General features: G+C 67.3%; 8 protein-coding genes. 3 read left to right on the top strand and 5 right to left on the bottom strand.

Annotation, left to right across the window (positions count from 1 at the left end; all coding sequences use genetic code 11):
• Positions 1–7: 7 nt before the first annotated feature.
• Positions 8–1,012: an NADP-dependent oxidoreductase gene (locus tag JFY56_RS05255; protein WP_208312421.1), complete on the bottom strand. Its 1,005-nt coding sequence runs from the start codon at positions 1,010–1,012 to the stop codon at positions 8–10.
• A 227-nt stretch (positions 1,013–1,239) separates the two neighbouring features.
• On the opposite strand from JFY56_RS05255, the gene JFY56_RS05250 reads away from it, so the two are divergent.
• Positions 1,240–2,001 carry an SDR family oxidoreductase gene (locus JFY56_RS05250; protein WP_208312420.1) on the top strand — a complete coding sequence of 254 codons (762 nt, stop codon included), beginning with the start codon at positions 1,240–1,242 and terminating at the stop codon, positions 1,999–2,001.
• 644 nt (positions 2,002–2,645) lie between these two features.
• Here JFY56_RS05250 and JFY56_RS05245 read toward each other — a convergent pair.
• Positions 2,646–5,375, bottom strand: a complete 2,730-nt coding sequence (locus JFY56_RS05245) for a cation-transporting P-type ATPase (protein WP_208312419.1) — start codon at positions 5,373–5,375, stop codon at positions 2,646–2,648.
• Between the two features lie 328 nt (positions 5,376–5,703).
• On the opposite strand from JFY56_RS05245, the gene JFY56_RS05240 reads away from it, so the two are divergent.
• On the top strand, positions 5,704–6,594 hold the full coding sequence (locus tag JFY56_RS05240) for a bile acid:sodium symporter family protein (RefSeq protein WP_208312418.1): 891 nt from the start codon (positions 5,704–5,706) through the stop codon (positions 6,592–6,594).
• Positions 6,595–6,881: 287 nt separating this feature from the next.
• Here the strand turns inward: JFY56_RS05240 and JFY56_RS05235 are convergent, their stop codons facing one another.
• Together JFY56_RS05235 and JFY56_RS05230 are read right to left on the bottom strand one after the other, a co-directional pair.
• Positions 6,882–8,075 carry a benzoate/H(+) symporter BenE family transporter gene (locus JFY56_RS05235; protein ID WP_208312417.1) on the bottom strand — a complete coding sequence of 398 codons (1,194 nt, stop codon included), beginning with the start codon at positions 8,073–8,075 and terminating at the stop codon, positions 6,882–6,884.
• 16 nt (positions 8,076–8,091) lie between these two features.
• Positions 8,092–8,700, bottom strand: a complete 609-nt coding sequence (locus JFY56_RS05230) for a LysE family translocator (RefSeq protein ID WP_208312416.1) — start codon at positions 8,698–8,700, stop codon at positions 8,092–8,094.
• Positions 8,701–8,926: 226 nt separating this feature from the next.
• Here JFY56_RS05230 and rluB point away from each other — a divergent pair, with 226 nt between their 5' ends.
• Positions 8,927–10,399, top strand: a complete 1,473-nt coding sequence (rluB, locus tag JFY56_RS05225; protein WP_208312415.1) for a 23S rRNA pseudouridine(2605) synthase RluB — start codon at positions 8,927–8,929, stop codon at positions 10,397–10,399.
• 369 nt (positions 10,400–10,768) lie between these two features.
• Here rluB and JFY56_RS05220 read toward each other — a convergent pair whose 3' ends face one another.
• On the bottom strand, positions 10,769–11,527 hold the full coding sequence (locus JFY56_RS05220) for a YciK family oxidoreductase (RefSeq protein ID WP_208312414.1): 759 nt from the start codon (positions 11,525–11,527) through the stop codon (positions 10,769–10,771).
• Positions 11,528–11,580 lie beyond the last annotated feature (53 nt).

Genomic DNA, 11,580 nt, shown 5'->3' with positions numbered 1-11,580 from the left:
GCCGGACTCAGATCTTCAGCACCAGCTTGCCGAAGTTCTCCCCGCTGAACAGCTTGAGCAGCGCTTCCGGGAAGTTCTCCAGGCCTTCGGCCACGTCCTCCTTCGACTTCAGCTTGCCCTCGGCCAGCCAGCCGGACATGTCCCTGATGCCCTCCGGGAAGCGGCTGGTGTAGTCGATCACCACCATGCCCTCCATGCGCGCGCGGTTGACCAGCAGCGACAGGTAGTTGGCCGGGCCGCGCACCGCTTCCTTGTTGTTGTACTGGCTGATCGCGCCGCAGATGACGATGCGCGCCTTCGGTGCCAGGCGGGTGAGTACCGCGTCGAGGATGTCGCCGCCGACGTTGTCGAAGAACACATCCACGCCCTTCGGGCACTCGCGCTTGAGAGCGGCCTGCACGTCCTCGTTCTTGTAGTCGATGGCGCCGTCGAAGCCGAGTTCTTCCTTCAGGTAGCGGCATTTCTCCGCACCGCCGGCGATGCCGACGACCCGGCAGCCCTTGATCCGCGCGATCTGCCCGACCACGCTGCCCACCGCGCCGGCCGCCGCCGACACCACGACGGTTTCGCCGGCCTTTGGCTGGCCGACGTCGAGCAGGCCGAAGTAGGCGGTCATGCCGGTCATGCCCAGCGCGGAGAGGTACAGCGGCAGCGGCGCGCGCTTCGGGTCGACCTTGTAGAAGCCGGCCGGCTCGCCGAGGAAGTAGTCCTGCACGCCGAGCGCGCCGTTCACCGTGTCGCCCACGGCGAATTGCGGGTTCTGCGAGGCGATCACCTGGCCCACGCCGAGTGCGCGCATCACCTGGCCGATGCCGACCGGGGGAACGTATGAGCGGGCATCGTTCATCCAGCCGCGCATGGCCGGGTCCAGCGAGAGGTACTGGTTCTTCACCAGGATCTGCCCGGGGCCGGGCTCGCCCAGCGGTACTTCCACGTAGGAGAACGTATCCCGGTCGGGTACGCCGACGGGACGCTTGGCCAACTGGAACTGTCGATTGATCTGGGCGGGCATGGCGGGGTACTCGCAGAAGGCTGGAGCCTTGGTGATAGACCCGCCACCGGGCTCCGGCAAGTTCCGCCCGCCTGGGGAATGATCGCCAATCAACTCCGATGATCCACGGTGTTGCTGAACATCATTTGTACAAATGAAGAATGCAACAGCTTCCTGATAGTGCTTTGCCGGAAATCTGCGCTGACTAGACTGCATCCAGCTTTCAGACCCCTATTGGAGGACAGTCAATGAGTCAGCTGCTTTCCGGCCAGGTAGCCCTGGTCACCGGCGCCGGTGCCGGCATCGGTCGCGCCACCGCCCTGGCGTTCGCCCGCGAGGGCCTCAAGGTCGTGGTTTCCGACGTCGATTCCGCCAGCGGCGAGGAGACCGTCGGGTTGATCCGCGCCGCTGGCGGCGAGGCCACCTTCATCTGCTGCAACGTGACCAGCGACGCCGAGGTCAAGGCGCTGGTGGACGGCACCGTGGCCGCCTACGGCCGCCTGGACTACGCCTTCAACAACGCCGGCATCGAGATCGAGAAAGGCCGCCTGGCCGACGGTCAGGAGCGCGAGTTCGACGCCATCATGGGCGTCAACGTGAAGGGCGTGTGGTTGTGCATGAAGCACCAGATTCCGGTGATGCTGGCCCAGGGCAGCGGCTCCATCGTCAACACCGCCTCCATCGCCGGCCTCGGCGCGGCGCCGAAGATGAGCATCTACTCCGCGTCCAAGCACGCGGTGGTCGGCCTGACCAAGTCCGCCGCCATCGAATATGCGAAGAGCAACGTGCGGATCAACGCGGTCTGCCCGGCGGTGATCGATACCGACATGTTCCGCCGCGCCTGCACGAGCGATCCGAAGAAGGCCGAATTCGCCGCCGCCATGCATCCGGTCGGGCGCATCGGCCGCGTCGAGGAAATCGCCGCCGCGGTGATCTACCTGTGCAGCGACAACGCAGCCTTCACCACGGGCCTGGCCCTGCCGGTGGATGGCGGCGCCACGGCGATCTGAGTTTGTCGTGGATGCATGCAGAAGGCGCCTTCGGGCGCCTTTTTCATTTGCCGGCAGAGCAGGTACCCGGCCGCAGATTGGCCAAATCCCGCGCGATGCGCTAGTTGCTTAAGAATGTTTCGAGGCCGGCAGCGGACGCCAATCACCGCGAGTGGAACCGATGACGAGTGCCAGGACAGCCAACCACTCTTCCTCCTGGCTACGTGCGGGGGCGCTGGTGTTTCTCTGGCTGGCGGCGCTGGACGTCCCAGCCGACTGCGCGCGCTCCGCGGGTGGCGTGGACCGGTTGACCGCCGATGCAGCCAGCACTGTCGCTTCCAATCGGGAGCGCATGGCTCCGTTCGCGGCGATGCCGGATACGCCCGTTGCGCCGACTCTCGACCCGGAAGTGTCAGTCCCGGAACCCCCGGCGCCGGAAGCCCCGACTCCGCAGTCCTCCCCACCGCAGACACCGGCTCCACCGGGCACGCCTGCCCCGAAACCGCAGGGTCCGCGGCCGGCGCCCGGCACCCCGGCGTTGCCGCAGATCGTGTCTGGCAAGACCGTAGCCCTCCATCGACTGGAGGTCCCGCTGTACTCCGCCGTGCTGCCCGCGGTCCGCACGCACTGGACGCGGACTGAAGCCTGATCTGGATGGCGGTCGTTCAGCTCCCGGCCAGTCGGGCGGCCAGGCCGCTGCGGCGGATCACCCATTTCTCCAGTTCGGCGGCGACGAACACCAGCACTCCGGCGCCCAGCACCTTCAGCCATTCCTGGCCGCTCAGGCCGGCCGAGCCGAAGATGTTCTGCATCGGCGGGGCGTAGGTGAAGGCCAGTTGCAGCGGGATGCAGGCGGCGATGGCGAGCAGCACGTAGGGGTTGCCGGTGAAGCCTTCGCGGTTCAGCACCGGGGCGAAGATGTGGCGGCTGTTGATCAGGTAGAACATCTCCGACACCACCACCGCGTTGACTGCCATGGTCCGCGCCGATTCGCTGCCGGTGCCGTTGGCCAGCTCCCAGTAGTACAGGCCGAAGGCGCCGATCATCATCAGGCACGAGACCATCACCACCCGCCAGACGAAGAACCCCGAAAGCAGGGCGGTGCCCGGTGCGCGTGGGTGGCGTTGCATGATGCCGCCCTCGGCCGGCTCGAAAGCCAGGGCCAGGCCCAGGGTGCTGGAGGTGACCATGTTGATCCACAGCACCTGCACCGGCGTCAGCGGCAGGCCGAGGCCGACGAGCAGCGCGGCGATCACCACCAGCGCCTCGCCGCCGTTGGTCGGCAGCATGAACAGGATGAACTTCTTCAGGTTGTCGTAGACCGCCCGGCCTTCGCGCACGGCGCTGGCGATGGTGGCGAAGTTGTCGTCGGCGAGCACCATGTCGGCGGCCTCCTTGGCCGCCTCGGTCCCCTTCAGGCCCATTGCCACGCCGACATCGGAACGCTTCAGCGCCGGGGCGTCGTTGACCCCGTCGCCGGTCATCGCCACCACCTGGCCGTTCTCCTGCAGCGCCTGCACCAGGCGCAGCTTGTGCTCCGGGTTGGCGCGGGCGAACACATCGACCTCCATCACCACCCGGCGTAGCGCGGCGTCGTCCATCAGCGCCAGTTCGGCGCCGGTGACCGCCGGCTTGCCTACGCCGATGGCGAGATGGGCGCCGATGGCGCGGGCGGTGTCGGCGTGGTCGCCGGTGATCATCTTCACCCGGATGCCGGCCTGGTGGCAGTCGCTCACCGCGGCGATGGCCTCGTCGCGCGGCGGATCGATGATGCCGACCAGGGCGAGCAGGGTGAAGCCGGCGCTGGTGTCGTCGAAGGAGAGCGTCGCGCCGGCCGGGGCGGCGCGCTTGCAGGCCAGGGCCAGCAGGCGCAGGCCCTGGGCGGCGGTGTCGGTGGCCATGCGCCGCCAGTAGTCGGCGTCCAGCGGCTGTTCGCCGTCGCGGCCGAACTGCTGCGAGCACATGTCGAGGAGACGTTCCGGCGCGCCCTTGACGAAAATCCACGGCTCGCCCTGTTCGTCGTGGTGACTGCTGGCCATGAAACGGTGCTGCGATTCGAAGGGGATGCTGTCCAGGCGCGGCCATTCGGCGGAGCAGGCGTCCTGGTCGTGGCCGGCCTTGCTGCCGAGCACCAGCAGGGCGCCTTCGGTGGGATCGCCTTCGACCTGCCACTGCCCGTCATCGTCCAGGCGCATGCGCGCGTCGTTGCACAGCACGCCGGCGCGGATCGCCAGCGCCAGGGCGGGGTGCCGGGCGATGTCGACGATCTGCCCGTCGGCGCTGATGTCGCCTTCCGGGGCATAACCGACGCCGCCGACATCGAACACCTGGCCGGCGCAGACCACCCGCTGCACGGTCATCTCGTTGCGGGTCAGGGTGCCGGTCTTGTCCGAGCAGATCACCGTCACCGAGCCGAGGGTTTCCACGGCCGGCAGGCGGCGGATGATCGCGTGCCGGTGCGCCATGCGCTGCACGCCGAGGGCGAGGGTGATGGTCATGATCGCCGGCAGCCCCTCGGGAATCGCCGAGGCCACCAGGGCGACCACCATCATGAACATGTGCGCCGGCGTTTCGCCGCGCCAGAAGGTGCCGAGCAGGAAGGTCACGGCACCGATGGCGAGGATGGCGAAGGCCAGCATGCGCCCGAAGCGGTCGATCTGCCGCAGCAGCGGGGTGGTCACCTGGCCGATGCTGCCGAGCATGCGGTTGATCTTGCCCAGCTCGGTGTCGGCCCCGGTGCCCACCACCACCCCGCTGGCCTGCCCGTAGACCACCAGGGTGCCGGAGTAGGCCATGCCGTAGCGGTCGCCGAGCGGCGCATCGAGGGATACCACCTCGGGTGCCTTCTCCACCGGCAGCGATTCGCCGGTCAGCGCGGCTTCCTCGACCCGCAGTTCCTTCACCGTCAGCAGGCGCAGGTCAGCCGGCACGCGGTCGCCGGAGGCGAGCAGCACGAGGTCGCCCGGCACCAGTTCGCTGGCGTCGATCTGCTGGCGCTTGCCGTCGCGGACCACCGTGGCGACCGGCGAAAGCATCCCGCGGATGGCCTCCAGCGCCGATTCGGCCTTGCCTTCCTGGATGAAGCCGATGACCGCGTTGATCAGCACCGCGGCGAACAGCACGCTGGTGTCCACCCAGTAGCCGAGCACGGCGGTGACCAGGGCGGCGGCCATCATCACGTAGAGCAGGATGTTGTGGAATTGCAGCAGCAGGCGGCGCAATGCGCTGCGGCGCCTGGGCGGGGCGAGGCGATTCTCGCCGTAGCGTTCGCGGCGCTGTTGCACCTGGGCCTGGTCGAGACCGGCGAGATCGCATTCCAGCGCTTCCTGGATGCGCTCGGCGGAAAGTGTGTGCCATGGCCGGGGCGGCGTGGCGTCGGTGGGGCGAACGCGCATCTGACGGCTCCTTTCGCAAGGCCCCCGCACCTGCCTGGTGCGCCGCGAGGCGCCGGAGTGGGGCTGGGTTGCAGTCAGGATGGCAGTCCAGGTCGCTTCGGGCTTGATTTGAGACAGAAACGGGGGCGTCTATGTAGGAAATTTCTTTGCTTTCTGTTTCCGTGGGTAGTGCCTTGCCGAAGAGTCATTGCCCGCGTGAATGCCGGCAAATTCTCATTCTGTTACAGAGCTGAAGCGGATCGGCCCGATGGACTACTGTCTCCCTCCCCAGCCCTGAACCAGAATGTTCAGGTGCCCGCCCCACGGAAGAACCCGGAGAATCAGAAGAATGACGGCCGATCCCTTGCTCACCCTGTTCCTGCCCATTTCCCTGGGCATCATCATGCTCGGACTCGGGCTTTCCCTGACCGTGGCGGATTTCGCCCGTATCGTGCGCTACCCGAAGCCGGTGCTGATCGGCCTGGTCTGTCAGATCATCCTGCTGCCGATAGCCTGCTTCTTCATCACCGTCGGCTTCGCCCTGGAATCCGCCCTGGCGGTGGGCATGCTGCTGCTGGCGGCCTCGCCCGGCGGCACCACGGCGAACCTCTACAGTCACCTGGCGCACGGCGACGTGGCGCTGAACATCACCCTCACCGCGGTGAATTCGGTGATCGCCATCCTCACCATGCCGCTGATCGTCAACCTGGCGCTGATGTACTTCATGGGCGAGGGCCAGGCGATTCCGCTGCAGTTCGGCAAGGTGCTGCAGGTGTTCGTCATCGTGCTCGGCCCGGTCGCCATCGGCATGCTGGTACGCCGGCAACTGCCGCAGGTGGCGGCGACGCTGCAGAAACCGGTGAAGATCCTTTCCGCACTGCTGCTGGTGGTGATCATCGCCCTGGCTGTCTACAAGGACTGGCAGACCTTCGTGATCTACGCCCCGGTAGTCGGCATGGCGGCGCTGTGCTTCAACCTGGTCAGCCTCGCCGTGGGCTACTGGGTGCCGCGCCTGCTCCAGCTGTCCAAGCCACAGTCGATCGCCATCGGCATGGAGATCGGCATCCACAACGGCACCCTGGCCATCGCCCTGGCGATGAGCCCGATGCTGCTGAACAACAAGACCATGGCGATGCCGGCGGCGATCTACGGCCTGGTGATGTTCTTCACTGCGGGCATCTTCGGCTGGTGGGTCAGCCGTGGAGCGGCCAAGGCCGCGCCGGAGCGGGCGGTGGTCTGAGGTAGTGTTTCCGCTTGTGCGCCGGGGCGCGTCCCAGATTTCGGTCGGGCTGGGCCAGAACCCGCGTAGGTTGGTGCTGAACGCAGTGAAGCCCAACGATGGTGATGTTGGGCTTCGCGTTGCTCAGCGCCAACCTACGGTGGGTATTGCATCCTGCAGGAGCGGCCCATGGGTCGCTCCTGCGGGTAATGCGGCGAAATCACTGGCCGTCCTTCGCTCCGGCAAATGCCAGGCCGGTTGATCGGGCGGTCCCTGGAGAGAATCGCCCGGATGCTGGCAGAGGTGGATCAGGCGGCGCGGCGGTAGTTCAGCACCAGTTGTGTCAGCAGGCCGGCCACCAGTCCCCAGAACGCCGAGCCCACCGAGAACAGGGTGAAACCGGAAGCAGTGACGAGGAAGGTGATCATCGCCGCCTCGCGCTCGCGGGTCTCGGACATTGCATTGGCCAGGCCGTTGGTGATCGAGCCGAGCAGGGCGAGGGCGGCGATGGACAGCACCAGCGCCTTGGGCAGCGCGGCGAACAGCGCGGCGAGAGTGGCGCCGAAGATGCCGGCGACGCCGTAGAACAGCCCGCACCAGAGCGCCGCGGTGTAGCGCTTGTGCGGATTCTCGTGGGCTTCCGGACCGGTGCAGATGGCTGCGCTGATCGCCGCCAGGTTGATCCCGTGGGAGCCGAACGGGGCGAGCAGCATCGAGGCGATGCCGGTCACCGAGATCAGCGGCGAGGCGGGCACCTGGTAGCCGTCGGCGCGCAGCACGGCCAGCCCCGGCATGTTCTGCGAGGCCATGGCGACGATGAACAGCGGGATGCCGATGCTGATGGTGGCGGCCAGGGAGAAGCTCGGCGTGGTCCATACCGGCCTGGCCAGTTCCAGCTGGAACTGGCTGAAGTTCAGCAGGCCCAGGACGCCGGCCAGCGCGATCCCGACCAGCAGCGCGGCGAATACCGCGTAGCGCGGCAGCAGGCGCTTGGTCAGCAGGTAGCTGAAGAACATCGCCAGCACCAGCAGGGTCTGCTGCTCGGCGGCGCGGCAGATCTCGATGCAGATGCGGAACAGCACCCCGGCCAGCAGCGCGGCGGCCAGCGAGCCGGGCACCTGGCGCATCAGCCGGTCGAAGCTGCCGGTCACGCCGCAGAGGGTGATCAGCCCGGCGCAGACGATGAAGGCGCCGATGGCTTCGCCGTAGGGCACGCCGGGCAGGCTGCTGATCAGCAGGGCGGCGCCGGGTGTGGACCAGGCGATGACGATGGGGGTGCGGTAGCGCAGGGTCAGGCCGATGGTGGTCAGCGCCATGCCGATGGACAGCGCCCAGATCCACGAGGAAATCTGTCCGGCGCTCAGCCCGGCGGCCTGTCCGGCCTGGAACATCAGGATCAGCGAACTGGTGTAGCCGGTGAGCATGGCGACGAAGCCGGCCACCACGGCGGCGGGCGAGGAGTCGGCGATGGGGCGCAGGCGCGCGCTGGTGGAATCGGTCATCCGGGGAAGGTATCCGTCAATGTGCAGAAGCGAACAGGGGGTAGAGCGAGGCGACCAGCAGCAGGGCCATGCCGATATTGAACACCCTGAGCCGCGCCGGTTCTTCCAGCCAGCGGCGCAGCAGGCTGCCGGCGATGGTCCAGACGCCGACGCTGGGCAGGTTGACCACGGCGAACAGCACGGCGATCAGCAGCACGTTGCCGATGAAGTCCTGCTGCGGGGTGTAGGTGGTGATGGCACCGATGGCCATGATCCAGGCCTTGGGATTGACCCACTGGAACGCGGCGGCCTGCAGGAAGCTGAACGGCTTGCCGCCGCTGGTCGTCGACGAGCCCTGCGGCGCGCCGGCGTTGGCGATCTTCCAGGCCAGGTACAGCAGGTAGGCGCCGCCGAGGTAGCGCAGCGCCGTATAGGTGAGCGGGAACAGTTCGAACAGGCGGTTCAGTCCCAGTCCCACCGCGACCACCAGCACCAGGAAGCCGATGCTGATGCCGAGCATGTGCGGCAGCGTGCGGCGCACGCCGAAGTTCACCCCGGAGGCGAGCAGCATCATGTTGTTGGGTCCCGGCGTGATCGACGTGACGAAGGCGAACATCAGGAATGCGGCGAGGAGTTCGATGGGCATGGCGGCGGATTCATGTTTTTTGCAGGCTAATCGCTGCGGCGCGGCTTGTCCCGTAACAGCCGGACGTGGAGTGGGCCGTACAGTCGTGGGGCAACCGGTCGGCCAGGGAACTTTGCGCTGACGCATTTCGACTAGGCTTTCCCGATCACGGACGGTGCGTCGGAGCGTGCAAGCGCGTATGATGCGCGCCCTTTCTTCGTTGCATGACACACCGGGAGGTGCCCAGATGAACGACACGCACGAAAACCAAGAACTCACCCATACCCCCTCCGGCGAAAAGCTGCAGAAGGTCCTTGCGCGCCTGGGCGTCGGCTCGCGCCGCGACGTGGAGGCCTGGATCTCGGAGGGCCGGGTCAAGGTCAATGGCGCCGTCGCCACCCTTGGCCAGCGCGTCGACTCCCATGACGCCATCGCCGTGGACGATCACCTGCTCCGCCGCGAGGCCGCCGAGGAGAACGTGCGCCGCGTGCTGATCTACAACAAGCCGGAAGGCGAGGTCTGTACCCGCGACGATCCGGAAGGCCGTCCGACCGTCTTCGACCGCCTGCCGCGCCTGCGCAGCGGCCGCTGGATCAACGTCGGCCGCCTGGACATCAACACCACCGGCCTGCTGCTGTTCACCACCGACGGCGAGCTGGCCAACCGCCTGATGCACCCGTCCTACGAGATGGACCGCGAATACGCGGTGCGCGTGCGTGGCGAAGTCGACGAAGACATGATGGAGCGCCTGAAAAACGGCGTGATGCTCGAAGACGGCCCGGCCAAGTTCAGTGACATCCAGCAGGCGCCGGGCGGCGAGGGCTTCAACCACTGGTATCACGTGGTGGTGATGGAAGGCCGCAACCGCGAAGTCCGCCGCCTGTGGGAATCCCAGGGCGTGGTGGTGAGCCGCCTGAAGCGCGTGCGTTTCGGTCCGGTCTTCCTCACTTCCGAGCTGACCATGGGGCGTTACCGGGAAATGGAACAGCGCGAAGTAGACATCCTCAGCGAGGAGGTCGGCCTCAAGCCGGTCGCCCTGCCGAAAATGACCACCAAGGCGCGGGAAAAGCAGGAACGTCAGGAGCGCAAGCTGTCCAAGCCGCTGGCTCGCAGCGAGCGTCCGGATGCCGGTCGTGGTTCCCGCGCCCGTAAGGAAGCTGCTGAAGGTGAGCGCCCGCGCCGTGCGCCGCGTCCGGGTGCTTCCGAGCGTCCGGCTCGTGGGCCGCGTAGCGAAGCTGGCGAGGGGCGTGCTCCGCGCGCGCATCGTGGCGAGGCTGGTGAAGGTCGTGCACCGCGCGCGCCGCGTGAGGGCGATAGCCACCGTGCACCACGCGCACCGCGTGGCGAATCCGGCGAAGGTCGTGCTCCGCGACTGCCGCGCGAGAGTGGCGACCACCGTGCTCCGCGCGCACCGCGTGGCGAGGCAGGTGAAGGCCGGGCTCCGCGCAAGCCGCGCGAGGGCGATGACAACCGCGCTCCACGCGCGCCGCGCCAGGATTCCCGTCACGGGGATGGCGGCCGTCCGGCCCGCGCTCCGCGTCCGAACGATCGCAAGCAGGGCGCACCGCTGGCCGAGCGCCCGAGCGACGTGAACCGCAAGCGCCCGGCCAAGCCGCACGCCGAACGCGACGAGAAACCGGTCAAGCCGGCCCGCAAGCCGGTGGCCAAGCGCCGCCCGCAGCCGGCGGGTGACGGCATGCGCCCGGGATTCAAGCGCTGATCTGACCGGTAAACGAAAAAGGGGCTCTTCGGAGCCCCTTTTTCATATCGCTGTGGAGTGCATTGCCGCTTTTCGTAGGAGCGAGCTCTGCTCGCGAAGCTTTTGTGGTGCCGGCATTCGCGAGCAGAGCTTTTTGTAGGGTGGACAACGCGAAGCTTGTCCACCGCCCCCTCGCACCGCGCTTGATGGTGGAAAAGGCTTCGCCGTTTTCCACCCTACGTTCTACACGATCGAACCGTAGGAGCGGGCCATGCCCGCGATCGCGCCCATGGGGCGCTGCGGGTGCAACCCGCCAATCCAGAGGCGTCACGGCGGGTTTCACCCGCCCTGCGGTGTATCAAATGAAAGGGGCTCCGAAGAGCCCCTTTCTCATGCCGCAGGCTTTCCGTCCTGCGCATCGAGCGCTTGGCCGTTCACCCCGATGCTGTCCGGCCCCATCAGGTACAGGTAGACCGGCATGATGTCTTCCGGCATCGGGTTGTTGAACGGGTTTTCGCCCGGGTAGGCCTGGGCGCGCATGCCGGTGCGGGTGGCGCCGGGGTTGACGCTGTTGGCGCGCACCGCGCTGGTGCCGTCGCACTCGTCGGCGAGGACCTGCATCAGGCCCTCGGCGGCGAACTTCGACACCGCGTAGGCGCCCCAGTAGGCGCGGCCCTTACGGCCGACGCCGCTGGAGGTGAAGATCACCGAGGCGTCGCTGGCCAGCTTGAGCAGCGGCAGCATGGTGTGGGTCAGCATGAACATGGCGTTGACGTTGACCTGCATGACGCGCATGAAGTTGTCGCCGGAAATCTGCTCGATCGGCGAGCGCAGGCCGAGGATCGAGGCGTTGTGCAGCAGGCCGTCGAGCTTGCCGAACTCGTTCTCGATGGTGGCGGCCAGTTCGTCGTACTGGTGCGGCAGGGCGGTTTCCAGGTTGAACGGGATCACCACCGGCTGCGGATGGCCGGCAGCCTCGATCTGGTCGTAGACCTCGTTGAGGTTCTCTTCGCTCTTGCCCAGCAGCAGGACGGTCGCGCCATGGGCGGCGAAGGTCCGCGCGGCGGCGGCGCCGATGCCGCGGCCGGCGCCGGTGATCAGGATCACGCGGCCTTGCAGCAGGTCGGGGCGGGCGGTGTAGTCGAACATCGGTATCTCCTGAAGAGGCCTGCGGCTTTTGGCGGCAGGCCCCGAGAAAAACG

It is taken from the genome of Pseudomonas schmalbachii (assembly GCF_017589465.1).
Taxonomy (GTDB): Bacteria; Pseudomonadota; Gammaproteobacteria; order Pseudomonadales; family Pseudomonadaceae; genus Pseudomonas; species Pseudomonas schmalbachii.
This window is presented reverse-complemented; position numbering and strand designations above follow the sequence as displayed.